Origin of the sequence: Stenotrophomonas sp. P2112 (genome assembly GCF_041897515.1) — a bacterium.
Taxonomy (GTDB): Bacteria; Pseudomonadota; Gammaproteobacteria; order Xanthomonadales; family Xanthomonadaceae; genus Stenotrophomonas; species Stenotrophomonas sepilia.
Genome location: NZ_CP169216.1, coordinates 935,621 through 960,142, shown reverse-complemented (window position 1 = coordinate 960,142; position 24,522 = coordinate 935,621). Strand labels below are relative to the sequence as shown.

21 protein-coding genes, 12 tRNA genes and 1 other RNA gene are annotated in these 24,522 nt (G+C 65.5%); 6 read left to right on the top strand and 28 right to left on the bottom strand.

All coding sequences use genetic code 11. From position 1 onward, the window contains the following. The first annotated feature begins 60 nt into the window (after positions 1-60). An RNA gene (gene ffs / locus ACEPA4_RS04495) (signal recognition particle sRNA small type) lies at positions 61-157 on the top strand. Positions 158-305: 148 nt separating this feature from the next. On the opposite strand, the gene ACEPA4_RS04490 is transcribed toward ffs, so the two are convergent. Next, positions 306-1,073 (bottom strand): MBL fold metallo-hydrolase, encoded by a 768-nt coding sequence (locus ACEPA4_RS04490; protein ID WP_005415485.1) that lies wholly within the window; start codon positions 1,071-1,073, stop codon positions 306-308. After that, the gene (locus ACEPA4_RS04485; protein ID WP_005415484.1) at positions 1,073-1,822 is read right to left on the bottom strand and encodes a 3-deoxy-D-manno-octulosonic acid kinase; all 750 of its coding nucleotides are present in this window, start codon (positions 1,820-1,822) and stop codon (positions 1,073-1,075) included. The genes ACEPA4_RS04490 and ACEPA4_RS04485 overlap by 1 nt, the downstream gene beginning before the upstream one ends. A gap of 20 nt (positions 1,823-1,842) precedes the next feature. Here ACEPA4_RS04485 and ACEPA4_RS04480 point away from each other — a divergent pair, with 20 nt between their 5' ends. Beyond that, entirely contained in the window at positions 1,843-2,889 is a 1,047-nt protein-coding gene (locus ACEPA4_RS04480) for a glycosyltransferase family 9 protein (RefSeq protein ID WP_005415483.1), read from the top strand. 18 nt (positions 2,890-2,907) lie between these two features. Here the strand turns inward: ACEPA4_RS04480 and ACEPA4_RS04475 are convergent, their stop codons facing one another. Both ACEPA4_RS04475 and ACEPA4_RS04470 read right to left on the bottom strand, forming a co-directional pair. Then, the gene (locus ACEPA4_RS04475) at positions 2,908-3,312 is read right to left on the bottom strand and encodes a DUF6165 family protein (protein ID WP_005415482.1); all 405 of its coding nucleotides are present in this window, start codon (positions 3,310-3,312) and stop codon (positions 2,908-2,910) included. Positions 3,313-3,823: 511 nt separating this feature from the next. Further along, positions 3,824-3,914, bottom strand: a tRNA-Ser gene (locus ACEPA4_RS04470). A 165-nt stretch (positions 3,915-4,079) separates the two neighbouring features. Here ACEPA4_RS04470 and ACEPA4_RS04465 point away from each other — a divergent pair. Then, positions 4,080-4,784 (top strand): PP2C family serine/threonine-protein phosphatase, encoded by a 705-nt coding sequence (locus ACEPA4_RS04465; protein WP_005415481.1) that lies wholly within the window; start codon positions 4,080-4,082, stop codon positions 4,782-4,784. 69 nt (positions 4,785-4,853) lie between these two features. Here the strand turns inward: ACEPA4_RS04465 and dnaQ are convergent, their stop codons facing one another. The 3 genes from dnaQ to ACEPA4_RS04450 are packed head-to-tail and all read right to left on the bottom strand — an operon-like array spanning position 4,854 to position 6,699. After that, complete coding sequence (gene dnaQ, locus ACEPA4_RS04460) at positions 4,854-5,585, bottom strand: DNA polymerase III subunit epsilon (protein ID WP_005415480.1); 732 nt, start codon at positions 5,583-5,585, stop codon at positions 4,854-4,856. 4 nt (positions 5,586-5,589) lie between these two features. After that, the gene (rnhA, locus tag ACEPA4_RS04455; RefSeq protein WP_005408275.1) at positions 5,590-6,042 is read right to left on the bottom strand and encodes a ribonuclease HI; all 453 of its coding nucleotides are present in this window, start codon (positions 6,040-6,042) and stop codon (positions 5,590-5,592) included. Between the two features lie 12 nt (positions 6,043-6,054). Next, on the bottom strand, positions 6,055-6,699 hold the full coding sequence (locus ACEPA4_RS04450; RefSeq protein WP_164093287.1) for a methyltransferase domain-containing protein: 645 nt from the start codon (positions 6,697-6,699) through the stop codon (positions 6,055-6,057). A gap of 11 nt (positions 6,700-6,710) precedes the next feature. On the opposite strand from ACEPA4_RS04450, the gene gloB reads away from it, so the two are divergent. Then, entirely contained in the window at positions 6,711-7,475 is a 765-nt protein-coding gene (gene gloB, locus ACEPA4_RS04445; protein ID WP_065177986.1) for a hydroxyacylglutathione hydrolase, read from the top strand. Next, a complete protein-coding gene (locus ACEPA4_RS04440; protein ID WP_065185795.1) occupies positions 7,472-8,674 on the top strand; it encodes a lytic transglycosylase domain-containing protein in 1,203 nt (400 codons plus the stop codon). The genes gloB and ACEPA4_RS04440 overlap by 4 nt, the downstream gene beginning before the upstream one ends. 180 nt (positions 8,675-8,854) lie before the next feature. Here ACEPA4_RS04440 and ACEPA4_RS04435 read toward each other — a convergent pair whose 3' ends face one another. The 18 genes from ACEPA4_RS04435 to ACEPA4_RS04350 form a co-directional block, all read right to left on the bottom strand. After that, positions 8,855-10,810 carry a peptidyl-prolyl cis-trans isomerase gene (locus ACEPA4_RS04435; protein WP_164093288.1) on the bottom strand — a complete coding sequence of 652 codons (1,956 nt, stop codon included), beginning with the start codon at positions 10,808-10,810 and terminating at the stop codon, positions 8,855-8,857. 181 nt (positions 10,811-10,991) lie between these two features. Next, positions 10,992-11,068: transfer RNA gene (locus ACEPA4_RS04430), tRNA-Asp, on the bottom strand. A gap of 106 nt (positions 11,069-11,174) precedes the next feature. Continuing rightward, positions 11,175-11,251: transfer RNA gene (locus ACEPA4_RS04425), tRNA-Asp, on the bottom strand. 86 nt (positions 11,252-11,337) lie between these two features. Then, positions 11,338-11,414: transfer RNA gene (locus ACEPA4_RS04420), tRNA-Asp, on the bottom strand. An 82-nt stretch (positions 11,415-11,496) separates the two neighbouring features. Next, a tRNA-Asp gene (locus tag ACEPA4_RS04415) sits at positions 11,497-11,573 on the bottom strand. A gap of 26 nt (positions 11,574-11,599) precedes the next feature. Further along, positions 11,600-11,674 (bottom strand) — tRNA-Val (locus ACEPA4_RS04410). Between the two features lie 11 nt (positions 11,675-11,685). Then, positions 11,686-11,958, bottom strand: a complete 273-nt coding sequence (locus tag ACEPA4_RS04405; protein ID WP_005408270.1) for an HU family DNA-binding protein — start codon at positions 11,956-11,958, stop codon at positions 11,686-11,688. A 220-nt stretch (positions 11,959-12,178) separates the two neighbouring features. Beyond that, complete coding sequence (gene lon, locus ACEPA4_RS04400) at positions 12,179-14,629, bottom strand: endopeptidase La (RefSeq protein WP_111202295.1); 2,451 nt, start codon at positions 14,627-14,629, stop codon at positions 12,179-12,181. 143 nt (positions 14,630-14,772) lie between these two features. Beyond that, the gene (clpX, locus tag ACEPA4_RS04395) at positions 14,773-16,062 is read right to left on the bottom strand and encodes an ATP-dependent Clp protease ATP-binding subunit ClpX (protein WP_004154600.1); all 1,290 of its coding nucleotides are present in this window, start codon (positions 16,060-16,062) and stop codon (positions 14,773-14,775) included. Positions 16,063-16,188: 126 nt separating this feature from the next. After that, a complete protein-coding gene (gene clpP / locus ACEPA4_RS04390) occupies positions 16,189-16,815 on the bottom strand; it encodes an ATP-dependent Clp endopeptidase proteolytic subunit ClpP (RefSeq protein WP_004146318.1) in 627 nt (208 codons plus the stop codon). A 76-nt stretch (positions 16,816-16,891) separates the two neighbouring features. Next, complete coding sequence (tig, locus tag ACEPA4_RS04385) at positions 16,892-18,187, bottom strand: trigger factor (RefSeq protein WP_005415468.1); 1,296 nt, start codon at positions 18,185-18,187, stop codon at positions 16,892-16,894. Between the two features lie 190 nt (positions 18,188-18,377). Further along, a tRNA-Leu gene (locus ACEPA4_RS04380) sits at positions 18,378-18,462 on the bottom strand. A 136-nt stretch (positions 18,463-18,598) separates the two neighbouring features. Further along, complete coding sequence (locus ACEPA4_RS04375) at positions 18,599-18,967, bottom strand: hypothetical protein (protein ID WP_053500976.1); 369 nt, start codon at positions 18,965-18,967, stop codon at positions 18,599-18,601. 417 nt (positions 18,968-19,384) lie between these two features. Beyond that, positions 19,385-19,460, bottom strand: a tRNA-Lys gene (locus ACEPA4_RS04370). Positions 19,461-19,658: 198 nt separating this feature from the next. Continuing rightward, a tRNA-Lys gene (locus ACEPA4_RS04365) sits at positions 19,659-19,734 on the bottom strand. A gap of 79 nt (positions 19,735-19,813) precedes the next feature. Then, positions 19,814-19,890 (bottom strand) — tRNA-His (locus ACEPA4_RS04360). 172 nt (positions 19,891-20,062) lie between these two features. Continuing rightward, a tRNA-Arg gene (locus ACEPA4_RS04355) sits at positions 20,063-20,139 on the bottom strand. 39 nt (positions 20,140-20,178) lie between these two features. Beyond that, positions 20,179-20,255 (bottom strand) — tRNA-Pro (locus tag ACEPA4_RS04350). Positions 20,256-20,435: 180 nt separating this feature from the next. Between ACEPA4_RS04350 and ACEPA4_RS04345 the strand changes: the two genes are divergently transcribed. Continuing rightward, the gene (locus tag ACEPA4_RS04345; protein WP_005415466.1) at positions 20,436-21,194 is read left to right on the top strand and encodes a Bax inhibitor-1/YccA family protein; all 759 of its coding nucleotides are present in this window, start codon (positions 20,436-20,438) and stop codon (positions 21,192-21,194) included. 78 nt (positions 21,195-21,272) lie between these two features. Here ACEPA4_RS04345 and ACEPA4_RS04340 read toward each other — a convergent pair whose 3' ends face one another. The 3 genes from ACEPA4_RS04340 to ACEPA4_RS04330 form a co-directional block, all read right to left on the bottom strand. Then, positions 21,273-22,181: a LysR family transcriptional regulator gene (locus ACEPA4_RS04340; RefSeq protein WP_065179772.1), complete on the bottom strand. Its 909-nt coding sequence runs from the start codon at positions 22,179-22,181 to the stop codon at positions 21,273-21,275. Positions 22,182-22,234: 53 nt separating this feature from the next. After that, positions 22,235-22,978 (bottom strand): cysteine hydrolase family protein, encoded by a 744-nt coding sequence (locus ACEPA4_RS04335; protein ID WP_235649463.1) that lies wholly within the window; start codon positions 22,976-22,978, stop codon positions 22,235-22,237. 249 nt (positions 22,979-23,227) lie between these two features. Beyond that, positions 23,228-24,232 carry an isocitrate dehydrogenase gene (locus ACEPA4_RS04330; RefSeq protein ID WP_033835461.1) on the bottom strand — a complete coding sequence of 335 codons (1,005 nt, stop codon included), beginning with the start codon at positions 24,230-24,232 and terminating at the stop codon, positions 23,228-23,230. Between the last annotated feature and the right edge of the window lie 290 nt (positions 24,233-24,522).

The window sequence follows — 24,522 nt, the reverse complement described above, 5'->3', positions numbered from 1 at the left end:
CTGCTTCCCCTGATCCGTGAACTGGCCGCCCTCGGGGCGGCCAACGTCTCTATGGTGGCCCCGTCGGCCCCTCGCGACGCTAGGTCGAAAACCCCGCCAGGGCCGGAAGGCAGCAACGGTATCGATCGACGCGGGCGCCGAGGTCAGCCGGCGGGGCCATCGCCTTTTCTGGCGACACCCGGCCCTGGCAGCTGCCAACCCTGGTTGGCGCCCCTCGCCGGGCATGGCCCATCGCTACTGCAGCGCTCGCTCCAGCGCCTCCAGTTCGGCAGCCCGCGCCGTATCAGCGGGCTGGCCGGTCCTGCTCACGGCGGATCCTGCACCAGTACGTGCGGCGCGGTCGGGTCGGCCAGCGGCACGCACTGCCCCGGCTGCGCCACGCGGTGCCCGCGCACGGCCAGCGCTTGGCCATCGGCCACGCTGGCGTAGTGGTAGAGCATCATCCGCGCCTGCAGTTCGATGCTGTACTCACGCTCCAGGTCGTCCACGCCCGTGTGTGACGGGTTGCCATGCAGGCCGCAGTCGTGGGCGATCAGCTCGTTGTCGTTGGCGTAGCGCGCCAGCATCTCCGGAATCGGCCGGGTATCGCCGCTCCAGGTCAGCGCGCCCTGCAGGCGCAGGCCATAGGCCGTCTCCGGCCAGTGATGGCGCACCGGAAACACCTCCAGGCGCATCCCCTCATGCCAGAACGCCTCGCCCACCACGATCAGGTGGAAGGCATCCCAGAAGTTCGCACCGCCCTCGGCCAACACGTTCGGATAGTCAGCAATGCGCTTGTGCAGCAGCGGCACCACCGTGGCAGGCACGTACAGGCGCACCTTGCCGCGCCGGTGCGCATTGAAGAAAGTGTCCACGAACAGGCGCTCGAAGCCGGCCACATGGTCCAGGTGCACATGGGTGACGAACAGCGCCTGCGGCATGTGCCCGTAGTGCGCCTTGAACGCGGTGAGGCCTTCACCGCCGCAATCGATGGTCAGCCACGGGCGACCACCGCGCTCGATCACCGACATCGGCGATCCCAGCTCGACCGCCGACGCATTGCCGACGCCGAGGAAACGCAACGACCAGTCCATCAGGTGCCCCGGTTCCACGCCATGTCATAGGCACGGCGCAGCCGTGCGTAGTCCTTCTGCACATCTTCCACGCTGCGCTCGCCGCGCAGCTTGACCAGCGAACGCAGCAACCGCTTGAGGTTGCGTTCGCGCCAGCCGGTGGCCGGGATGCGGATCACCCCACGGTCGAAATCGATCAGCCAGCCATGGCCACTGCCATCGAACAGGATGTTGTGCGCGTTGAGGTCGGCATGGTCCAGGCCGGCACGGTGGAAACGGGCGATCAGCCGCCCGGTCTCTTCCCAGGGCGCGCCCCGGCCCGCAACCAGTGCGCGGTCGGCCAGCGAGCGCACGTCCTCGATCCGTTCCATCAGGATCGCCGCCCGGTAGCGCAGGCCTTCACGCATGTAGAACGCGGCGATCGGCCGTGGCACTGGCAGCTTCTTCTCGCGCAGCGCGCGCATCAGGCGGAATTCGGCGAAGCTGCGGGTCCGGTCCGAGCCGCGCCAGAGGTACTGGTCGTGGCTGATCCGGGCCGCCATGCCGCCGCGCAGGTAGTGGCGCAGCACGCTGGCACCGAACGGCGCATCGACGAACCAGGCGCTGCCGCGGCCGCCCTCGCCCACCGGGCGGGCCTTGCTGCCCCAGTGCTGGGGCGAGAACAGGCCAATATCGGCTTGCCGCAGCCGCTCGCGGTCGAACAGAATGGCCCCGATGCCGCGACCCTCGCGGCATGGCGTCAGCGCTTCATTGGCGTCGAATGCGACCATTTCATTGAGTCTAACAACACATGGCATCAGCGTCCTCCTCCTTGTGCCTCCTGCGCCTGTCCGCACTTGGCGATGTCACCCACGTGGTGCCCCTGGTGCGCACCCTGCAGGCCGCACGCCCGGACACGCCGATCCACTGGATCATCGACAAAGCCGGCCACAAGCTGCTCGACGGGCTGCCCGGCGTCACCTTCCATGCCTACGACAAGAAGAGCGGCATGGCCGGGGTCAAGGAACTGCGCAGGCACCTGCCACCGGGGCGCTTTGAAGCGCTGTTGCAGATGCAGGTCGCGTTCCGCGCCAACCTGCTGTCGGCCTTCATTCCGGCCGAGCGCCGCATCGGATACGACCGCAGCCGCTCCAAGGACCTGCACGGGCTCTTCATCAACGAGCGTATTCCCGATCGCCCCGGCATCCACGTGCTGGATGCCATCGGCAGCTTCTGCGAGCCGCTGGGCCTGCGCCAGACCGAAGTCAGCTGGGATCTGGCCGTGCCGCCGTCCGCCTTCGAGTGGGCCGCCGCGCAGTGGCAGGACGATGGCCGCCCGGTGCTGATGATCTCGCCCTGTTCCAGCCACGTGCGCCGCAACTGGTACGCCGACCGCTACGCCGCGGTGGCCAACCATGCCGTCCAGCGCGGCTGGCGGGTGGTGCTGTGCGGTGGCCGCAGCGAACTGGAGCGCCACATGGCCGATGCGATCCAGGCGCAGCTGCAGACGCCTGCATTGGACCTGGTTGGCAAGGACACGTTGAAGCAGCTGCCTGCCCTGCTGGCCCGCGCCAATCTGGTGATGACCCCGGACTCGGGCCCGATGCACATCGCCAACGCAATGGGCACCAAAGTACTGGGGCTGCATGCGGCCAGCAATCCGGACCGCAGCGGCCCGTACTCGGACCGCCGCTACTGCGTGGACCGCTACGACGACGCAGCGCGCAAGTACCTGGCCAAGCAGGCCACCGATCTGAAGTGGGGCACCAAGATCGAGTTCGACGATGTAATGGAACTGATTACCGTCGAAGACGGTATCGCCGCCTTCGAACGCTACGTCGCCGACCACCTGGGGTGAGCGGCGGACTGCCCGGGATCACGTGCGCTGCGCGTAATCCTGATAGGACTTCTCTTCCACGTACGCCGAACCCAGCGCCAGGTTGATCGCCTTCTTGATGCGCGCGCGCTCGTCGTTGCGCAGGTAGACACTGCGCGCCAGGTCGATGAAGCCCTGGTCGAACGCCTGCGCCTTCTCCTTCAGGCGGATGTCGTCCTCGATGTCCCACAGCTGCTCGTTGACCGCCTTCAGCTCGGCACGCAGCTTGGCGATGTCCTTCACCGCAGCCGGGTGTGCCATCCAGGTCTGCTCCAGCGCCGACAGCTCCCTGCGCACATTGGCCAGCTTGCCCTCGTCGCTGATGCGCTCGGACTTGATCTGCAGGATCGAGATCTTGTCCAGCAGCTCGCCGAAGGACACGGGGACGAGGATTTCAGCGGTCATCGGGGAAAGCTCCAGCAAGTGATGTGTGCAGTTTAACCCGCGACTGGCGATGGGACAGTTCAGGTAGAGCCACGCCGCGCGTGGATGGTCCAGCCCTGCAGCAAGTGCATCCACCCATGGCGTGGATTTACTGATGCATCTGCTGGAACAAGCCCCTCTGTTGAGGGGCTGCCCCGACAGGGGCGGGGAGAGGCCGGCAAAGGGAGGGGCCCGAACGTTGCACGGCAACGTTTGGGGAGACGCGCAAAGCGCGTCGCGTCCCGCGCCAGATCAGGACATGGTCACTACAGCGCAACTCGCGCTGTCCATCCACGCATGACGTGGATCTACGGATGCATCTGGAGAAACAAGCCCCTCTGTTGAGGGGCTGCCCCGACAGGGGCGGAGAGAGGCCGGCAAAGGGAGGGGCCCGAACGTTGCACGGCAACGTTTGGGGCGACGCGCAAAGCGCGTCGCGTCCCGCGCCAGATAAAGAAAAAGGGCCGCCTTTCGGCAGCCCTTTTTCTTTATCTGGCGGAGAGGGGGGGATTCGAACCCCCGAGGCGCTATAAACGCCTGCCTGATTTCGAGTCAGGTACATTCAACCACTCTGCCACCTCTCCGGGTGGTCCCCGGCGGACCGGGGACGCGCATCATACGAGGAAGTGAGGCCGGCGACAAGTCATTCCGGTCAACGAAGTGAAAATTTCCTGAGTGCATGCCTTGCCGGATGCCTGCAGCCCCCCGATGATGCCTGTCTCCCCAGCAATACCCCGCCCCCGCACCCCATGATCGAATTCGGACACCTCACTCACCCCGGCCTGCGCCGCGAGCTCAACGAAGACACCTACTACGGTGACAGCGAGCTGGCCCTGTGGCTGGTGGCCGATGGCATGGGTGGCCACGCCTGCGGCGAGGTGGCCAGCGCGCTGGCGCGCGAAACCATCGTGCGCGAGATCCGCCGTGGCGCGCCGCTGGCCCAGGCCATCCGCACCGCTGACGAAGAGATCATCCGCGCCTCGCGCCGGCGCAACGACACCCTGCCGATGGGCACCACCGTGGTCGCCGCACGCGTGCAGGGCAATCGCTATGAAGTGGCATGGGTCGGTGACAGCCGCGCCTATCTGTGGCGTGACGGCCAGCTGGCCCAGCTCAGCCAGGACCACAGCGTGGTGCAGGAACTGGTCGCGCAGGGCAACCTGACGGCCGAACAGGCGCGTGCGCATCCACATCGCAACGTGGTCACCCAGGCGCTGGGCGTGACCGACCCGGCGCATCTGAACGTGGCCACCACCAGCGGTGAGCTGCGCCCGGGCATGCAGCTGCTGCTGTGCAGTGACGGCCTGACCGAGGAAGTGGACGACCGCAGCATCGCCCGCACCCTCGCCTTCGACGATGCCAGCGCGCAGGAATGCGTGGACACGCTGGTCGCGGCCGCGCTCGACGGCGGTGGCCGCGACAACATCAGCGTGATCCTGGTGCGCTGCCATTAAGCGGCAGATCCACGCCATGCGTGGATACGGCACTGCCGGCCAGCGTCCGGCAGTACCCCATGCCAGGCATTACGCGCTGGCGGGCTCTTCCACCTTCGGGCCATCCCACAAGGCGTAGCCGGCCTTCTTGCGCAGTCGTTCCAGACGCGCGCTGTGCGCTTCCAGTTCAGACGGAGTGGCCACCACGCGTGGGCGCGGCAGCAGTTTGCTGGTATCGAAGGCCTGCAGCGCGGCACCGGCGCCACCACCGTCATCGTCGCCCATGCCGAAGCCGATCTCTTCCTGGCCCGAGGTCAGCGCGATATAGACGTCGCCCAGGATCTGCGCGTCGAGCAGGCCGCCATGCAGCGCACGGTGCGAATTGTCCACGCCCAGGCGCTTGCACAGCGCATCCAGCGAATTACGCTGGCCCGGGAAGCGCTCGCGCGCCATCACCAGGGTATCGATCACCGTGCAGCGATCGGTGATCTTTCCATACTGCGGGCCCAGCAACGACAGCTCGTTGTCGAGGAAGCCCAGGTCGAACGCCGCGTTGTGGATGATCAGCTCGGCGCCATCGATGAAAGCCAGGAACTCATCGGCGATCTGCGCGAAGTCCGGCTTGTCAGCCAGGAACTCCAGGGTCAGGCCGGTGACTTCCTGCGCGCCCTGTTCGAATTCGCAGTCCGGCTTGATGTACTGGTGGTAGTTGTTGCCGGTCGGGCGGCGCTTGAACAGCTCCACGCAGCCGATTTCAACGATGCGGTTGCCCTTCTTCCATTCCAGGCCGGTGGTTTCGGTATCGAGGATGATCTGGCGCATGGACTCAGTTTACCGGGCTGGCGTCACGGATCTGGATGGCCGCGTTGCGCGCCAGGGTATCCACCCGCTCGTTGTCCGGGTCACCGGAGTGGCCCTTCACCCAGCGCCAATCGATCTGGTGCCGCAGCGTCGCCGCATGCAGGCGCTCCCACAACTCGCGGTTCTTCACCGGGTCGCCGCCGGCGGTCTTCCAGTTCTTGCGGATCCAGCCGGGCATCCATTGGGTCAGACCCTGCCGCACGTACTGCGAATCGGTATAGAGCACGATGTTGCACGGCTCGGTCAGCGTTTCCAGGCCGGAAATGGCCGCCATCAGCTCCATCCGGTTGTTGGTGGTGTGCGCTTCGCCGCCGCTCAGTTCACGCTCGTGGCCCTTGTAGCGCAGCAATGCAGCCCAGCCGCCGGGGCCAGGATTGCCAAGGCAGGAGCCGTCGGTGTGGATTTCAATGGTTTTCAATACAACTCCAGATCAGGTAGCAACGGTGCCGTGCCAACGCACCGGCAACGGTTTCGGCCCGGGCAGGGCCAGCGTTCGCTTTTCAGCATGGAACAGGCAGGCCGCGCGCAGTGGCGACCAACCGCCCGGGCGACGGCTGCCGGCGCCGCGCCAGAGCGGGCCGAGGAAACGCATATCGTCGCACTCCAGCCCGTGGCGGCCGAGCAGCAGGCGGATCCGCTGCGGCGTGCGCACCACCAGCCCGTGCTGGCGCCAGTGCGTGCGGTAAGGGCTGAACGGGTTGAGGCTGCTCAGCCACAGATGGCCGCCCGGCATCAGCACGCGCTCGCACTCATCGAGCAACCGATCAGCGTCAGCTGCGGTGACATGCTGCAACACGACCGCATTGATGCTTTCATTGGCCAGCGGCAGCGGCAACGCACAGCGGGTGTCGCCGGCATAGCCGTGCCCCTGCCGGTACAGGCGCAGGCCGCGCCCGCCAAGCTGCGCATCGTCCAGCCATGCGGCACTAGGCGCGATCCACAGCCAGGGCTGCACCGGCAGCAACGACAGCTGCGGCAGCAGCAGTTGCCGCTCCAGAACGCGCAGGGCTTCCGCCGGTTCGCTGTCGAACCACGGGGTCTGGCTCGCTTGACGGGTGCTCTGCAGCGCGGGCATGGTCCAATTCTATGCGACTGACTGCCCTGCCCGCATTTGCGGACAACTACATCTGGACCTTGATCGACGACGACGGTAACGCCGTGGTCGTCGATCCCGGCGATGCCGCGCCGGTGCTTGCGCTCGCCGATCAGGGCCTGCGCGTGGACACGATCCTGCTCACCCATCATCACGATGACCACATCGGTGGCGTGCCGGTGCTGCAGGCACGTTTTCCTGGAGTCCGGGTGATCGCACCCGTCGAGGAGCGCATCCCCACGGCAACCGAACGGGTCGGCGAAGGTGAACGCGTTCAGGCACTGGGTCAGGCGTTCCACGTACTATCCGTGCCCGGGCATACCCGCAGCCACATCGCGTTTCACACTGCTGAACATCTTTTCAGCGGAGATTCGTTGTTCAGCCTGGGCTGTGGACGCCTGTTCGAAGGTACGCCGTCCCAGCTGCTGGCATCGATGCGCAAGCTGGGTACCTTGCCCGCGCAACTGCTGCTTTGTTGCGCTCATGAGTACACCGTGTCAAATGCCGTCTTCGCGCGGCATGTCGACCCCGCCAACGCTGCCTTGCGGCAGCGCCAAGAGGAGGCTTTGGCCATGCGCCGCGATGACCGTTCCACCCTGCCGGTAACCCTGGCCAGCGAATTCGACTGCAATCCGTTCCTGCGTGTGCACACTGCGCCGATCCGCGCGTCGGTGTCGGCGCACCTGGGCCGTGACGTCGTTGACGACGTCGACGTGATGGCCGGTCTCCGGCACTGGAAAGACGGCTTCCGCGCATGATGCGCCGAAGTCTGCCGCTGGCCCTGGGCCTGGTCCTGGGGCTGGCCGGAACCGCCGGCGCCCAGTCGCTGGGCGCTGGCATCGGCCAGAACCTGACCGCCGCCGCGGCCCTGCCGCTGGATCCGGCCGCGTTGCCGGCCGCGTCGGTCCGCAACGGCCAGGAGATCTTCTCCAGCTTCCGCGACGGCCTGGCCGAGCCCACCTGCAATGCCGAGGCCACCAGCCCGCGCTGGCAGAAGCAGTTCGCCCACGCCCCGTCGCGCCTGGCCAACCAGGATGACGATGCACTGGTGCTGTTCGGCTATGTGGTCGAAGAGCTGCGCAAGGCCAACCTGCCTACCGAGTTCGCGCTGATTCCGTTCGTGGAAAGCGGTTACCGGCCCAATGCACGCAATGGCAGCGGCCCGACCGGCCTGTGGCAGTTCATCGCCACCACTGCGCGCAATCACCGCGTGCCCATGGCCAACGGCTACGACGGGCGCCTGTCGGCGGTCGATTCCACACAGGCCGCAGTGCGCTACCTGAAGACCCTGCACGGCATGTTCGGCGGCGACTGGCGCCTGGCCACCATGGCCTACAACGCCGGCGAGTACCGCGTGCTGCAATCGATGCGCAAGGCCGGCATGAACGCGCAGAACGCCAAGCCCTCGGCGCTGCCCGGCCTGTCGCCGGTCACCCATGCCTACGTCGAGAAGCTGCATGCCCTGGCCTGCGTGCTGGAAGATGTGGAAGACCAGCCAGGTGTCATGGCCTCGCTGGACCGGACCGTGCCCGTACTGAAGGACCACACCCTGCCCGCCGGCACCAGCGTCCAGCAGTGGGCCGCACAGCGTGCCCTGGACCCGGCCAGGATCGTCCGCCTCAACCCCGCCCTGGCGGGCGGTGGGCGCGTCTCGTCCGGCACCACCCGCGTGCTGGCGCCGGTCTCGGCCGCCAGCGCGACCGTGGCGGACACCGCCACCGCACTGGTGGCCAGTAGCGTACCTGTTGCCGCCGCCTCGCCAGCGCCACAGGTCGCCAAGACCGTGGCCGCGATCGCCGATCGTCCGCGCAGTCGTCGCCACACCGTGCGGGATGGTGAATCGGCCTGGACCATCGCCCGCCGCTATGGCATGCCGGTCAAGGCGCTACTGTCGCTGAACGGCCTGAGCGGCAGCAGCGTGCTGAAGCCGGGCGCCGTGCTGCGCGTGGAGGACTGAGTCCGGCGCGGCACCGCCGCGCCCTGCCCGCCCCTTTGTTCTGGAGAGCCGAGCCCACGCTCGGCTTTTTTCATGCCTGCGCCCAGCAGGCGCAGTCGAGCATGGCTCGACGCTACGCATCGGCAGGCACAAAAAAGGCCCGGCATTGCCGGGCCTCTCTCATGGGTGCCGCCGCGAGGCTTACAGGTTCGCTTCGGTGGTCTGGATCATGAACTTCTTGCGCATCGCTTCGATGTAGGCCTTGGCTGCGGCCATGCCGTCGATCTGGCTCAGCTGTTCCTTCAGCTGCTTCTGCTGCTCTGCAGTCACTTCCTTGATGTCGCCCGGATTGACCTTGTTCACCGCGAACAGCAGCGCGTGGCCATTGACGTCGACCTTGCCATAGCTCGGCTTGCCTTCAGCCGGCACCGGCGCACTGAAGATCGCGCGGTTGATTTCCGGGGTCGGCACCGGCTGGCTGCGCGGCAGGCCCGGCATCGGGCTCAGCTGCAGCTTCTCGCTGGCGGCCAGCGACTGCAGGGTGGCGCCCGCCTTCAGCTTGGCCAGGATGGCATCGGCCGCCTTGTCGCTGGCCTGGCGCTGGCGATCAGCACGGATCGCAGCGATCACCTGGTCACGGGCCTTGTCCAGCGGCAGGGCCTGTTCCGGGGTGTGTGCAGCCACACGGATGACCACGCTGTGGTTGGTCGCGCCGCCCAGGGCGATCGGGTCACTGGCGGTACCGTCCTGCACCAGCACGTCGGAGAAGGCGGCACGCAGCACGGCCGGGTCAGCGGCGATGCCGCTGGCGGTCGCGCGGGTGATCGGGCCCAGGGTCTGCAGCGGCAGGTTCACTTCCTTGGCGGCGGCCGCCAGGTCGCTCGGGCTCTTGTTGATGGCATCGACCAGGCGACCGGCCAGTTCGTTGAAGCCGCGCTCGCCGTCGGCCTTCAGCTGCTCGGCAGCCAGGGTGTCACGCACTTCCTCGAACGACTTGCCCTGGCCACCGCGCACAGCGGCCACCTTGATGATGTGGTAACCGAACTCGGTCTTGACCGGGCCGATCACGTCACCGGCCTTGGCCGCAAACAGCGCGTCCTCGAACGGCTTGACCATCGCACCGCGCTCGACCCAACCCAGCTCACCGCCCTGGTCCTTGGAGCCCGGATCTTCCGAATTGGCCTTGGCCAGCGCAGCGAAGTCGGCACCGGCCGCCTTGGCTTCGGCAGCGATCCTGTTCGCCTTGGCTTCGGCGCCGTCACCGGTGATCAGGATGTGCGAGGCCTGGCGCTGCTCCGGCGAGGTGAACTTTGCCTTTTCCTCTTCATAGCGCTTGCGCAGGGTCGCTTCATCGGCCGGGACCGGTGCCGGCAGGTTCGCACCGTTGATCTCGACGTACTCCAGCGACACGCTCTCGGCCTGGCGGAAATCCTTGCCGTGGCTGTCGTACCACTGCTTGATCTGATCATCGGTGACCGGCGCGGTATCGGCCGGTACGGGCGGCAACGCGGCCAGCTCGACGTCGCGGGTTTCGCCCAGCAGCTTCAACAGGCGCTCGGTCTCGGCCTGGGTGACGAAGCCGGAGCTCTGCAGGCCCGATGGGATCACCGACTGCTGCAGGCTCTCACGCACCAGTTCCTGGAACTGGGTCGGGGTACGCGGCGGATTGCCACCGGCCAATGCCAGCCGGTAGTTGTTCTCGTTGAACTTGCCGTTCGAATCGAGGAACGCCGGCATGGTCGCGATGTATTCGCGCACAGCGCCGTCGCCGATCACCACGCCCGCCTGTTCACCGACCAGGCGCACGACCTGTTCGTCGATCAGCTGATCGAGCACGGCCATCTTGTTCTCGGTGCTCTCGAACGCGCGCGGGTCGAAGTTGTCGCCCTGCTGCTGGCGCTCACGCATGCGCTCCTGCTCGAAACGCGTGCGGAAATCCTGCGAGCTGATCTCATGGTGCTGCCACAGCATGCGCACCGGCCACCACGACGGCGCCGAACGCCACCAGGTGGGCGGCGCGGAAACCTTGGCCACGTTCTGTGCGCCAACGCCACCGAGGTAGCTGTTGTCGATCACGAACAGGAACGGAATCATCAGCAGCCCCAGGATCACGGTGACGATCCAGCCTGAGGTCTTGTCGCGGAGTTTCTGCAGCATGGTGAGGAATCACAAGGCCTGATTGGCGAGCCCGGCAGTGTAACCCGCTTCGCCGCAGGGACCAAAAGCAGCACCGACGCGGCCTGCGCCCACTTGCGCAGGCACGCACCATCAGTGCATCGGCCAACTCCATCCTGGCGCAAAGAAAAAGCCCCCGGCTTGCGCCGAGGGCTTTTAGAGTTGGCGGAGCGGACGGGACTCGAACCCGCGACCTCCGGCGTGACAGGCCAGCATTCTAACCAGCTGAACTACCGCTCCGCGCTTGAACTTTGCAGGTGCCCAGTATATCCGAAGACTCGCTGGAAACCCAGCCCGATGAACACTTTTTTCAAAGTTTTTTCACAGGGACTTAAGAAGTCTGCAATGGCGGAGCGGACGGGACTCGAACCCGCGACCTCCGGCGTGACAGGCCAGCATTCTAACCAGCTGAACTACCGCTCCGTTCTTGCAAAGACTTTTCGCCTTCCTCCCGAACCTCTCGGTGAGAAGACAAGGCCCCCAGCCTTGAACCGGGGGCCTCGATGTACTGGCGGAGCGGACGGGACTCGAACCCGCGACCTCCGGCGTGACAGGCCAGCATTCTAACCAGCTGAACTACCGCTCCGCGTTGTTACCTTTTTGCTTTCAGCCGGCCTGGACCGGGGAGAAAACAAAGCCTCCAGCTTTTGGCCGGAGGCCTCGTTGAATGGCGGAGCGGACGGGACTCGAACCCGCGACCTCCGGCGTGACAGGCCAGCATTCTAACCAGCTGAACTACCGCTCCACACTCAAACTTTTACCGCGGTGCTGTGGTGGGTGCTGAGGGTTTCGAACCCCCGACCCTCTCCGTGTAAAGGAGACGCTCTACCGCTGAGCTAAGCACCCCAGCGAGCCGCTTAGTTTACAGCATCCTTCAGGGCCTTGCCAGCCTTGAACGACGGATTCTTCGAAGCAGCGATCTTGATGGTGTCGCCGGTCTTCGGGTTGCGGCCGGTGCGGGCAGCACGGTCGCGGACCTGGAAGGTACCGAAGCCAACCAGGGTGACCGCATCGCCGTCCTTCAGCGCCTTGGTGATGGCAGCAACGACGGCATCGACAGCGCGGCTGGACTCTGCCTTGGTCAGGTCGGCAGCTTCAGCAACGGCATCGATCAATTCGGTCTTGTTCATTCTCTACAACTCCTTTGGCGGTGGGTTCCGCTTATTCGACAGGGAAGCAACCGCACGCCATCTGCATGCGGCCGCCATGTGGAAACGGTTCGCCGAATTCCAGCGATCACCAGACTGCGATCACTCATTCGCGAGTGCTGCTTTTATACCAGTGGCCCTACCCCCACGCAAGCTGGAAAGCCAGCAACGACGCGGGTTTCGGGCCATTGGACAGCGCGCGTCAATGCTTGACGCGCGCGTTTCCACTCGGTTTGGCCTTGCTGCGCACCGTGACACGCTGCGCACTCTTGCGCGCCTTCTTCGGTGCCAACGGACGCTCCAGCGCCAGGTCCAGGACTTCTTCGATGTACTTCACCGGCACGATCTTCAGATCGCGGGTGACGTTGGCCGGGATGTCGGCCAGGTCCTTGCGGTTCTCTTCCGGGATGATGACCGTGCGGATGCCGCCACGCAGTGCAGCCAGCAGCTTCTCCTTCAGGCCACCGATGGCAGTGACGCGACCACGCAGGGTGATCTCGCCGGTCATCGCCACATCGGCGCGCACCGGCACCCTGGTCAGCATCGACACCAGCGAGGTGACCATCGCCGCGCCGGCACTCGGGCCATCCTTCGGCGTGGCGCCATCGGGCACGTGCAGGTGTACGTCGTGCTTCTGCAGGAAGTCGCTGTCGATGCCAAAGCCCACGGCGCGCGAACGCACCACCGACAGTGCCGCCGAAGCCGACTCCTTCATCACGTTGCCGAGCTGGCCGGTCAGGATCAGCTGGCCCTTGCCCGGCACCAGGGTCGATTCGATCTGCAGCAGGTCGCCGCCGACCTCGGTCCAGGCCAGGCCGGTGACCAGGCCGATCTCGTTCTCTTCCTCGGCACGTCCGAAGTCGAAGCGACGCACGCCCAGGTACTTGTCCAGGTTCTTGCTGGACACGCTGACCAGCGCCTTGGACTTCCTCGCACCCTTCTTCGCCTTCACCGGCTGCGGGCCGGCCAACGCGATTTCCTTCACCACCTTGCGGCAGATCTTGGCGATCTCGCGTTCCAGGTTGCGCACGCCCGATTCGCGCGTGTAGTAGCGCACGATGTCCTGGATGGCGTCACTGCCGATTTCCAGTTCTTCCGGCTGCAGGCCGTTGGCCTTGACCTGCTTCGGCACCAGGTAGCGGGTCGCAATGTTGAGCTTCTCGTCCTCGGTGTAGCCGGGGATGCGGATCACTTCCATGCGGTCCAGCAGCGGGCCGGGAATGTTGAGCGAGTTCGAGGTGGCCACGAACATCACTTCGGACAGGTCCAGGTCCACTTCCAGGTAGTGGTCGTTGAACGCGTTGTTCTGCTCCGGATCGAGCACTTCCAGCAGCGCCGAAGACGGATCGCCACGGAAGTCCATCGACATCTTGTCGATCTCGTCGAGCACGAACAGCGGGTTCTTGCTGCCGACCTTGTTGAGGTTCTGCACGATGCGGCCCGGCATGGAACCGACGTAGGTACGGCGGTGGCCACGGATTTCGGCCTCGTCGCGAACGCCGCCCAGCGACATGCGCACGAACTTGCGGTTGGTGGCCTTGGCAATGGACTGGCCCAGCGAGGTCTTGCCCACGCCCGGCGGCCCGACCAGGCACAGGATCGGGCCCTTCATCTGCTTCACGCGCGACTGCACCGCCAGGTATTCAAGGATGCGCTCCTTGACCTTCTCCAGGCCGTAGTGGTCGGCATCGAGCGTATCCTGCGCGACCTTCAGGTCCTTGCGCACCTTGCTGCGCTTCTTCCACGGCACGCCCAGCAGCCACTCCAGGTAGTTGCGCACGACGGCGGCTTCGGCCGACATCGGCGACATCTGCTTGAGCTTGTTCAGTTCGTTGCGCGCCTTGGCTTCAACCGCCTTCGGCATGCCGGCCTCGGCAATCTTGCGGGCCAGTTCTTCCAGCTCGCCCGGCGCGTCGTCCAGGTCACCCAGTTCCTTCTGGATGGCCTTCATCTGTTCGTTGAGGTAGTACTCGCGCTGGCTCTTCTCCATCTGCGACTTCACGCGGCCGCGGATGCGCTTCTCCATCTGCTGCACGTCGATCTCGCCGTCGACCAGGCCGACCAGCATCTCCAGGCGGTCACCGACGGCCAGCGTTTCCAGCAGGCGCTGCTTGTCGGCCAGGCGCACGCTGATGTGCGCAGCGATGGTGTCGGCCAGGCGCGCCGGCTCATCGATGCCCGACAGCGTCTGCAGCAGCTCCGGCGGCAGCTTGCGGTTGGTCTTCACGTACTGCTCGAACAGCGACATCAGCGAGCGGGCAATCGCCTCGACCTCGCGCGCCTCGCGCTCGTCGGTGGCGTCGATCTCCACGGCCTGGCCATGCAGCGAGCCGTCGCGCTCGTCGACGTGGGTGACCTGCACGCGCGACAGGCCTTCAACCAGCACCTTGATGGTGCCGTCGGGCAGCTTCAGCAGCTGCAGCACCTGCGCCAGCGTGCCGACCTGGTAGAGGTCGGCCGCATGCGGGTCGTCGGTCTCGGCCGACTTCTGCGCCAGCAGCAGGATGCGCTTGTCCGCCTCCATTGCCTGTTCGAGCGCGTGCATGGACTTGTCACGGCCGACGAACAGCGGGATGACCATGTGCGGGAACACCACTACGTCGCGCAGCGGCAGGACCGGCAGGTCGAGGGTTTCACTTGGGGAACGGGCCATGGGGGCTCCAGGGAAGGGGGAAAACCGCCTCCGGGAGGGCATCTTCCGGAGACAAAAAAAGCCGATGGCCCCGTTATGGGGCCATCGGCTTTCAGATGCAAGGCATTCCTTTAAAATCCTTTCCAATCAACAACCTGGAAGGATCACTCGGCGCCTGCGGCCTTCTGTTCAGGGGCCGCCGGGGTCTGGTAGATCAGGTACGGCTCGGACTTGTGCTCGATCACCGATTCGTCCACGACCACCTTGCTGACGTTCTCCTGCGACGGCAGGTCATACATGGTGTCCAGCAGGACCGATTCGACGATGGTGCGCAGGCCACGGGCGCCGGTCTTGCGCTTGAGCGCCTTCCTGGCGATGGCCGACAAAGCGTCCGGACGGAACTCCAGCTCGACGTTCTCCATCTCGAACAGCTTCTTGAACTGCTTGGTGATGGCGTTCTTCGGCTCGGTCAGGATCTTGATCAGGGCCGGCTCGTCCAGCTCCTCCAGGGTCGCGACCACCGGCAGGCGGCCGACGAACTCGGGAATCAGGCCGAACTTGATCAGGTCTTCCGGCTCGACTTCCGCCAGCACCTTGCCCACTTCCTGCTTGCGCTCGCTGCTCTTCACCTTGGCGCCGAAGCCGATGCTGCCGACGTCGGTGGAACGCGCCTGGATCACCTTGTCCAGCCCGGCGAACGCGCCGCCGCAGATGAACAGGATGTTCTTGGTGTCCACCTGCAGGAATTCCTGCTGCGGGTGCTTGCGGCCGCCCTGCGGCGGAACGCTGGCCACGGTGCCTTCGATCAGCTTCAGCAGGGCCTGCTGCACGCCTTCGCCGGACACGTCGCGGGTGATCGACGGGTTCTCGCTCTTGCGCGAGATCTTGTCGATTTCATCGATGTAGACGATGCCCTGCTGCGCCTTCTCGACGTCGTAGTCGCACTTCTGCAGCAGCTTCTGGATGATGTTCTCCACGTCCTCGCCCACGTAACCGGCTTCGGTCAGCGTGGTGGCGTCGGCCATGGTGAACGGCACGTTGAGCAGGCGGGCCAGGGTCTCGGCCAGCAGCGTCTTGCCCGAACCGGTCGGGCCGACCAGCAGGATGTTCGACTTCGCCAGTTCGACGTCGTCGTTCTTCTGCCGGCTCTCGATGCGCTTGTAGTGGTTGTACACGGCCACTGCCAGCGTGCGCTTGGCACGGTTCTGGCCGATCACGTACTGGTCGAGGACCTCGAGGATCTCGCGCGGCTTGGGCAGCGAACTGCGCGCCGACTGCGCCTTTTCCTCAAGTTCCTCACGGATGATGTCGTTGCACAGCTCCACGCACTCATCGCAGATGAACACGCTCGGACCCGCAATCAGCTTGCGCACTTCATGCTGGCTCTTGCCGCAGAAAGAGCAGTAGAGGATCTTGCCGGTGTCCGTGGAACGACCTTGGCGGTCTTCGCTCATGCTTCGCTTACCCAGTTACCCCCCCCGCTGAACGGGGGTTCGATTCGAGAATAGCACAGGGCCGAGGGGACACCAGTCCCACCCGACCCTGCAGGAACGAGGCCTCCCTGGCCCCGTGAAGGCCGGTCAGCCGGCCTGGATCGACTCATCCGGACGACGCTCCAGGACCTGATCGACCAGACCGTAGGCCTGCGCCTCGAAGGCGCTCTTGAAGTTGTCGCGCTCGGTATCACGGGCGATCGTCTCCAGCGACTGGCCGGTGTGCTTGGCCAGCACCTCGTTCAGGCGCGAACGCAGGGTCAGGATCTCGCGCGCGTGGATGTCGATGTCGGTGGCCTGGCCCTGGTAGCCACCCAGCGGCTGATGGATCATCACGCGCGAGTTCGGCAGCGCATAGCGCTTGCCGGCTTCGCCCGCGGCCAGCAGCAGGGCGCCCATCGAGGCGGCCTGGCCGATGCAGGTGGTGCTCACATTCGGCTTGATGTACTGCATGGTGTCGTAGATCGCCATGCCGGCGGTGACCACGCCACCCGGCGAGTTGATGTAGATGTTGATGTCCTTTTCCGGGTTTTCCGATTCAAGGAACAGCAGCTGCGCCACCACCACGTTGGCCATGTGATCGTCGATCGGACCCACGAGGAAGATCAGGCGCTCCTTCAACAGGCGCGAATAGATGTCGTAGGCACGCTCGCCGCGGCTGGTCTGCTCGACCACCATCGGAACCAGGTTCAGGGCTTTGGTTCGGTTGTCCATTACGTGAGGTACCTATCTTGGGGGGCAACAACCCCGCGCCGGCAAAGGCGCGGGGCATCCGGTGATCCGCCCGGGCTTACTGGCGGATCGCGTCCTGGAACGACAGCTTCTCTTCGGTGTGCTGGGCACGCTCGGCGATCCAGTCGATCACCTGCTCTTCCATCACACGGTTCTGCAGGCCAGACATCAACTGGGGGTCGTTGCGGTACATCTCAATGACCTGCTCCGGCTCTTCGTAGGTCGAAGCGATCAGACGCATCGTTTCATTCAGGCGCTTGGCTTCCAGGCGCAGGTCGTTGATGCGGGCCACTTCACCGACCAGCAGGCCGACCAGCACGCGCTTGGCGGCAGCGTCCTTGAAGCCTTCGTGGGCATCGGCCGGGATCTCGCCGACGTTCTGGCCGTTGCGGCGCAGCTGCTCGACCTGCTGGGCCAGCATGGCGCGGGCTTCGTTTTCGACCAGGCGCGGCGGCATTTCGACCGAGGAGTAGGCCGCGATCAGCTGCTCGCCCACTTCGCGGCGCAGGCGGTTCATCAACGCACCCTTCAGCTCGCGCTCCAGGTTGGCGCGGATGTCGCTGCGGAACTGCTCCACATCGCCGCCCTTCACGCCGAAGCTCTTGATGAAGGCTTCGTCGACCGCCGGCACGACCGGCTCGGAGACCTCGGTGACCTTGACGGTGACCTGCACGGTCTTGCCGGCCAGCACCGGCACGCGCCAGTCAGCCGGGAACTCGACGTCCAGGGTCTTCTCTTCGCCCTTGGCCAGGCCGACCAGGCCCTTCTCGATGGTGTCGAACATCATGCCCTGGCCGAGCACGATCGAACCCTTCTCGGTGCCCTCGGCCGGCAGGCGCTCTTCGCCGGCCTGCGACCAGGTTTCCACCGCGACCAGGTCACCGTCCTGCGCGCCACGGCTGACCGGGGCCCAGGTACGGCGCTGGTTCTGCAGGTTCTCGATCATCTGGTCGATGTCGGCGTCGGTGATCTCGGCGGTATGGCGCACGACGGTCAGCTTGCTGACGTCGATGTCGCCGAAGTCCGGCACCACTTCCACGGTGGCGACGAAGGAGAACTCACCCTCGTCGCCCTTGTCGATGCGCGGGCTGCCGACGATGCGCAGGTCGTGCTCGCGCACGGCTGCATCGAAGGTTTCGCGCAGCAGGCCGTCCAGCGCCTCGCCACGGACCTGCGCGCCGAAGCGCTGCTCGATCACCTTGGCCGGCACCTTGCCCGGGCGGAAACCCTTGATGCGGGTGGTACGGGCGATTTCGCCGAGGCGGCCGACGATGTGGCTCTGCAGACGCTCTTCCGGCAGCGAGAAGCTCAGGCGGCGTTCCAGGTTGCCGGTGGATTCGATCGAAGCTTGCATGTTGACTCCTGCCACCGGTGGCCCAGGCCCCCGGCTCGATGATTGGGATGAAACGGTTGTAAGGACGCGACGTCTGGGACGCGCCTGCTTGCCGCAGCCCTTTAGTTTCGCCCAATTCGGCTTGCACTGCCAGCGCGTGCCGGTCAAGGGGGGCGCAGATGGCCCTATCAGGGCGGGGACAGGCCGGCACTGGTGCGAAAGGGGGGACTCGAACCCCCACGCCTTGCGGCACTGGAACCTAAATCCAGGGCGTCTACCAATTCCGCCACTTTCGCGTGGCCGGCGCAGGTGTTCATTGTCGCAGGCGATGACGGGAAGCGGAAGGCCTGCACAAAACTGAACATGGCAATTGTGCGCAGCCCGCGCGTTGAACCACCCCGGCGAGCGCAAGCTCATCCGGGGTGGCGGGGTTCACTGCTGCGGCCTGGCCTTGGCCGACGCCGTATCGGCACCCTGCCCGGCTGCAGGATCCACCTCGCGGATCTCCACGCCCCCGTCGCCGGTGCGCCGCAGGGCCGCCGACTCCGGCGTGGCCTTGCGCACATCCACCGAACCATCCGCATTGCGCTGCACGTCCACCGCATCGGGCAGGGCCTCCCGCTCTGCCGGCTGAGCCGGCTGCATCTGCATGGCCTCACCGACCGGGCGTGCAGGAGCACTTTCAGTGCCAGCATCGCGTTCGACGGTCTGCGCGGGATCGTCGGCGGGCGCGCAAGCCGCCAGTGCCAGCAACGCGAAGGAAACCCACAGCGTGCGGTGCAATCGATTGATATGAGCCATCAACATCGTCCTTCGTGCATGCGCCGTCGGCGCGGAAGATCCATTGGGTGCGATGCAGGATGCGATGCGGTGAGATGCAGCGCACAGCATTGATAACACTGATGACGCGTATGACCCTGATTTCAGCATTGCTTCAGTCGATCCACGCCATGCGCGGATGAAATGCCCCCCAGCGAACAGGCAAGAAAAAAGCCACTTGGCGGACCAAGTGGGAAGCTGCCGCGCATTCGCGCCGCAGCCCCACGCTTTGCGCGGCAAAGCGCGGGCCCCACTTCATCAGCCGCCACATCCCCGCGGCTTCGCCGTGCCCCCTTGACTCAAGGGGGCTCCACTCCAGCCAGCACCGCTGGCATCTGCAGATGCCCCTCAGCGAACAGTCAAGAAAAAAGCCACTTGGCGGACCAAGTGGCTTTTGTCTGGTGGGCTGTCAAGGATTCGAACCTTGGACCTATTGATTAAGAGTCAACTGCTCTACCAACTGAGCTAACAGCCCGAAATCGGGGCGCGAATTATGACCCGATCCGCTCGGTGGGTGCAAGCACTTTTTTCAACGTGGTTGAAACCAGCACTGCGGGGCCCGCTCCTGCTGCAGATCCACGCCAAACGGGTTCTGCAACGCGTGATCCATCGGAACGATGGGAGTCACACCTATAAGAAAAAAGCCACCTGGCGTACCAGGTGGCTTCTGTCTTGGTGGGCCGTCAAGGATTCGAACCTTGGACCTATTGATTAAGAGTCAACTGCTCTACCAACTGAGCTAACGGCCCGTGAAACTCAGACGCACATTGTAGCGTGCCTTCTGTTTATTGCAATACCGTTTCGGCTGCGCCGATGCGGTTGAATCAGTGGGGTGGCTGAGGGGATTCGAACCCCCGACCACCGGAATCACAATCCGGTACTCTAACCAACTGAGCTACAGCCACCACTGAAACTTTCGCTCCATCGCCGATATCACTGACGCTGGAACCTTGAACATTGCCTGGGGACTGTCACCGAAGCTGCGGTCCGCCGAAGCGAGTCCGATATTCTGGTGGAGTCCTTGCGCTTTTGCAAGCACTTCTTCACATCCGTCGATGCGATCCCGGTGCTCGCCAATGGCGCGCCCGACAGGAATCGAACCTGTAACCGCCGGCTTAGAAGGCCGGTGCTCTATCCAGTTGAGCTACGGGCGCCCGAACCGGAACGGTGTCCAATCCGACGTGGCGTGGGATTGGTCGGGGTAGAGGGATTCGAACCCCCGACATCCTGCTCCCAAAGCAGGCGCGCTACCAGACTGCGCTATACCCCGGTCTTGCAATCCCCTCGGGTTGGGCCCGGGGAGTTGGTCATTGTCGCCAAGCGCGTTGGGAACTGTCAACGAAGGATGCACAGATCCCGGGCCTGCCACAACGCCGAAAGCAGTCATCGGCTATGCTGACGCCCATCGGCCGGATGGCCGTCCCGACCTTCATTCGCACGGAGAACACGCATGCGCAGCGGCAACCCGGCTCTTTCCGAGTCGACTTTCCTCGACCTCGCCAGTGGCTCGGTAGTGACCAGCCCCGACCAGGCCATGACCCTCAACGGCACCGCCAACAAGACCGGCATCCTGCTGCTGTTGACCGTGCTGACCGCGGCGTTCGCCTGGAGCCAGGCGGTCGACGAGTACGGCCAGATTTCCGGCAGCGCGAGCCTGTACGCCATCGGTGGCGCGATCGGCGGCCTGGTGCTGGCATTGATCACCATCTTCAAGAAGGAATGGTCGCCGGTCACCGCGCCGATGTACGCACTGGTCGAAGGCCTGTTCCTGGGCGCCGTGTCGGCCCTGTTCAACATGAAGTACCCGGGCATCGTGTTCCAGGCGGTGCTGCTGACCTTCGGCACCCTGGCCGCCCTGCTGTTCGCATACCGCAGCGGCCTGATCAAGGCCACCGAGAACTTCAAGATGGGCGTGGTGGCCGCCACCGGCGGCATCGCCCTGCTCTACCTGGCCTCGTTCGTGCTGGGCTTCTTCAACATCAACGTGCCGGTGATCCACGACTCCAGCTGGCTGGGCATTGCCTTCAGCCTCTTCGTGGTGGTCGTGGCCGCGCTGAACCTGGTGCTGGACTTCGATTTCATCGAGACCGGCGTGGCCCAGCGCGCGCCCAAGTACATGGAGTGGTATGGCGCATTCGGCCTGATGGTGACCCTGGTCTGGCTGTATGTGGAGTTCCTGCGCCTGCTGTCGAAGATCCAGCAGCGCTGAACCAGGCAGAGCCATGAACGACAAAGGGCGCCTTCGGGGCGCCCTTTTCTCTTTGTAACGCGTGGCTGCATTTCCCGGCTAGCCAGCCACGCCAGCCTGTGCAGCGTAGTGCGCCGCAAGGTGTTCGACCAGCGCTCGCACCTTGGGCGCGAGCGCACGTGCATGCGGGTACAACGCGAAGTAGCGCCGCTGGCCGGCATGCCAGGCCGGCAGCACGCGGATCAGACGACCGGCGCGCAGATCCTCCTGCACGGTCAGCGCGGTGAACAGGCTGATGCCCATTCCGGCCAGCGCGGCGGCGTACAGCGCGGGCGTGGCATCCACGCGCAGGCGCTGCCCGGCTTCAACGCTCACGCTGGCGCCGCGCGGTCCCAGCAACCGCCAGGGCGGCATTGACGGCGTGGGACTGAAACCCAGCAGCGTGTGCTGCTCCAGATCCACAGCGTGCCGTGGCAGGCCATGGCGCGCCAGGTAGACCGGTGCGGCGACCAGGATGCGCGGGCAGCTGGCCAGCTCGCGCGCAACCAGTTGGCTGTCCGGCAATGAAGCTGCAATGCGCAGCGCCAGGTCGAAACCACCACCGACCACATCCACCACCTGATCATCCGCCGACAGGTCCAGCGTGACCTGCGGGTAACGCTGCAGGAACGAGGGCAGCCAGTGGGGCAGCTCCTGGCTGGCCACCACCTGCGGCACGCTGATCCGCACGCTGCCGCTGGGCTGCGCCTGCCCGGCGCGAGCACGATCATCCGCCTCCTGCAGGCGGTCCAGCAGCGTTGCCGCCTCGCGGTAGTAATCGCGCCCGGCCTCGGTCAATGACAGCCGACGGCTGTTGCGATCGAGCAGGCGTACCTGCAGGTGCTCTTCCAGCTGCCGCAGTTGCCGCGACATCGCCGAGTGGGTGGTCCCCAGGCGCTCGGCGGCGGCAGTGAAACTGCCCGCGTCAACGATGGCGCGCAGCGCACGCAGGGCGGCGAAGTGATCCATCGGCGGGCAGCTCCACGTGGCGGGGCCCACGGCATGCGGGCCCCGCCAGCTTATCAAGCGCCGTCACCGGCCTTGCGTACCGGCAGCGCGAGGATCGCGTCGGTGCTCATGACATCGCCGAAGGCGTCTTCGATCTGCGCCAGCGAGGCCTCATGCAGCGCGCGATGGCCGATGCGACGGCCGCCGGCCAGATCCAGATCGCGGCTGGCGCTGGCATCGGACGAGACGATCACCCGGTAGCCGCGCGGAGCCGCTGCCGCGTCGCGCGCAGCACCGGCCACGCAGGCGTGGGTCTGCAGGCCGGTGACGATCAGGGTGTCGATGCCGGCGTTCTTCAGCATCGGGTCGAGCACCGCGGCGGACGCGCCGGCGAACACGCTGACATTGTCCTTCTGCACCACGGTCTCGCCCTGGCGCGGCTGCAGGTCGCGATGGAAGGCGGCATTGACGCTGCCCTGCGCGAACAGGGGTGCGCCGGCCGGCAGCACGTGCTGGACATGGATCACGCGGATGCCGTGGGCATCGGCGAATTCGACTACCCGCCTGGCCTGGCGCAGTGCGGCCTCGCCATCGGGAATGACCATGCGGCCACCCACAAAGCCCGGTACAGCCTTGGCATCGAAGTACTCGTTCTGGAAGTCGATCACCAGCACGGCAGTCTTCGCCGCATCCAGCGAGGTCGCGACCGGCGCACCCGCCATATGGCGGATGGTGGGATGGGCCGGCTCGGCAGCAGCAAGCGGGAGGGTGGCGGTCATGCCGATCAGGCTGGCCAGGCCGAAGGCGGTGAGGTTCATGTTCAAGCTCCGGTGCATTGGGAAGTGGGCACAGGATGCCGATCACATTACGCACGAACCAGCCGCCCAGCGGCACATGATCTGTGCGATACACGCACAGAAAATCCCCTGTAGAGGCACCCCATGGGTGGCTGCGGACCGTAGGGGCCCCGTCATCCACGCATGGCGTGGATCTACCGAGCCAGCCCACAACGCAACGGGGCGCCCGAAGGCGCCCCGCTGTGGATCCAACCGAGGTCGGCCGGCCGCTTACAGGCGGCTGGCGATGGCCTGGGCAAAGCTCATGGTGGTACCGGTGCCACCCAGGTCGCCGGTCAGCGAGTCCTTGGCTTCCATGGTCGCCACGATGGCCTTGCGCAGGCGCTCGGCATTCTCCGGCTGGCCGATGTGGTCCAGCATCTGCGCGGCCGCCAGCAGCAGCGCACACGGATTGGCCTTGCCCTGGCCGGCGATGTCCGGCGCGGTGCCGTGCACGGCTTCGAAGATCGCCGCGTCCTTGCCGATGTTGGCACCCGGAGCCAGGCCCAGGCCGCCGACCAGGCCGGCGCACAGGTCGGAGATGATGTCGCCGAACAGGTTGGTGGTGACGATCACATCGAACTGTTCCGGACGCATCACCAGCTGCATGCAGCAGTTGTCGACGATCATTTCCTGGAACTCGATGTCCGGGTACTGCGCGGCGACTTCACGGGCGACATTCAGGAACAGGCCCGAGGTCGACTTGATGATGTTGGCCTTGTGCACGGCGGTGACCTTCTTGCGGCCGGTGCTCTTGGCCAGCTCGAAGGCGTAGCGCACGATGCGCTCGGAGCCCTTGCGGGTGATGCGGGTGCCGGAGAAGGCGGTCTCGCCATCGGCCGACACTTCCTGGCCTTCGGCCAGGTAGGCACCTTCGGTGTTCTCACGGACGGTGATCAGGTCGACGTTGTCGAAACGCGACTTGGTGTTCGGGAAGGTGTGGGCCGGACGCACGTTGGCGTACAGGTCGAAGTGACGGCGCAGGCTGACGTTGATCGAGGTGAAGCCACCGCCGACCGGGGTGGTCAGCGGGCTCTTCAGCGCGACCTTGTTGCGCGCGATCGATTCCAGGGTCACCGCCGGCATCAGGTCGCCGTGCTTTTCCAGGGCCACCAGGCCGGCGTCGGCGTCTTCGTACTCCAGGCCAGTCTTGAGCTGGTCGAGCACGAACAGGGTGGCGTCCATGATTTCCGGGCCAATGCCGTCGCCGCGGATGACCGTAATTTTCTGCGTCATTGATCGATGTTCCGAACAGGGGGAAAAACGCCGTCCGGACGTGCCCGGAAACGCCGGCGCAAAGGAAGTTTCACCGGCAATTATGCCTGAGCCGGGGCCGAGGTCCCAAATAGACCATGGTCCCAGTCCCCGGCTCAGGCAGAATTGCCCGCGCATCCCTCCTCTACCCCCGCCTGTCGGCGCGCCCCTTCAACAAGAAGGAGCTCCTGGGCTGTTGGATCGTGGGGAAGGCCCCTCGCGGGTGCGGTAGTGCCGGCCGCTGGCCGGCAACCCCGGCCATGCCGGGTTCA

Bases quoted from the DNA above. Each gene is read 5' to 3' on its own strand.
- ACEPA4_RS04490 (WP_005415485.1), bottom strand. From the start codon at position 1,073: ATGGACTGGTCGTTGCGTTTCCTCGGCGTCGGCAATGCGTCGGCGGTC.
- ACEPA4_RS04485 (WP_005415484.1), bottom strand. From the start codon at position 1,822: ATGGTCGCATTCGACGCCAATGAAGCGCTGACGCCATGCCGCGAGGGT.
- ACEPA4_RS04480 (WP_005415483.1), top strand. From the start codon at position 1,843: ATGGCATCAGCGTCCTCCTCCTTGTGCCTCCTGCGCCTGTCCGCACTT.
- ACEPA4_RS04475 (WP_005415482.1), bottom strand. From the start codon at position 3,312: ATGACCGCTGAAATCCTCGTCCCCGTGTCCTTCGGCGAGCTGCTGGAC.
- ACEPA4_RS04465 (WP_005415481.1), top strand. From the start codon at position 4,080: ATGATCGAATTCGGACACCTCACTCACCCCGGCCTGCGCCGCGAGCTC.
- dnaQ (WP_005415480.1), bottom strand. From the start codon at position 5,585: ATGCGCCAGATCATCCTCGATACCGAAACCACCGGCCTGGAATGGAAG.
- ACEPA4_RS04450 (WP_164093287.1), bottom strand. From the start codon at position 6,699: ATGCCCGCGCTGCAGAGCACCCGTCAAGCGAGCCAGACCCCGTGGTTC.
- gloB (WP_065177986.1), top strand. From the start codon at position 6,711: ATGCGACTGACTGCCCTGCCCGCATTTGCGGACAACTACATCTGGACC.
- ACEPA4_RS04440 (WP_065185795.1), top strand. From the start codon at position 7,472: ATGATGCGCCGAAGTCTGCCGCTGGCCCTGGGCCTGGTCCTGGGGCTG.
- ACEPA4_RS04435 (WP_164093288.1), bottom strand. From the start codon at position 10,810: ATGCTGCAGAAACTCCGCGACAAGACCTCAGGCTGGATCGTCACCGTG.
- ACEPA4_RS04405 (WP_005408270.1), bottom strand. From the start codon at position 11,958: ATGAACAAGACCGAATTGATCGATGCCGTTGCTGAAGCTGCCGACCTG.
- lon (WP_111202295.1), bottom strand. From the start codon at position 14,629: ATGGCCCGTTCCCCAAGTGAAACCCTCGACCTGCCGGTCCTGCCGCTG.
- clpX (WP_004154600.1), bottom strand. From the start codon at position 16,062: ATGAGCGAAGACCGCCAAGGTCGTTCCACGGACACCGGCAAGATCCTC.
- clpP (WP_004146318.1), bottom strand. From the start codon at position 16,815: ATGGACAACCGAACCAAAGCCCTGAACCTGGTTCCGATGGTGGTCGAG.
- tig (WP_005415468.1), bottom strand. From the start codon at position 18,187: ATGCAAGCTTCGATCGAATCCACCGGCAACCTGGAACGCCGCCTGAGC.
- ACEPA4_RS04375 (WP_053500976.1), bottom strand. From the start codon at position 18,967: ATGGCTCATATCAATCGATTGCACCGCACGCTGTGGGTTTCCTTCGCG.
- ACEPA4_RS04345 (WP_005415466.1), top strand. From the start codon at position 20,436: ATGCGCAGCGGCAACCCGGCTCTTTCCGAGTCGACTTTCCTCGACCTC.
- ACEPA4_RS04340 (WP_065179772.1), bottom strand. From the start codon at position 22,181: ATGGATCACTTCGCCGCCCTGCGTGCGCTGCGCGCCATCGTTGACGCG.
- ACEPA4_RS04335 (WP_235649463.1), bottom strand. From the start codon at position 22,978: ATGAACCTCACCGCCTTCGGCCTGGCCAGCCTGATCGGCATGACCGCC.
- ACEPA4_RS04330 (WP_033835461.1), bottom strand. From the start codon at position 24,232: ATGACGCAGAAAATTACGGTCATCCGCGGCGACGGCATTGGCCCGGAA.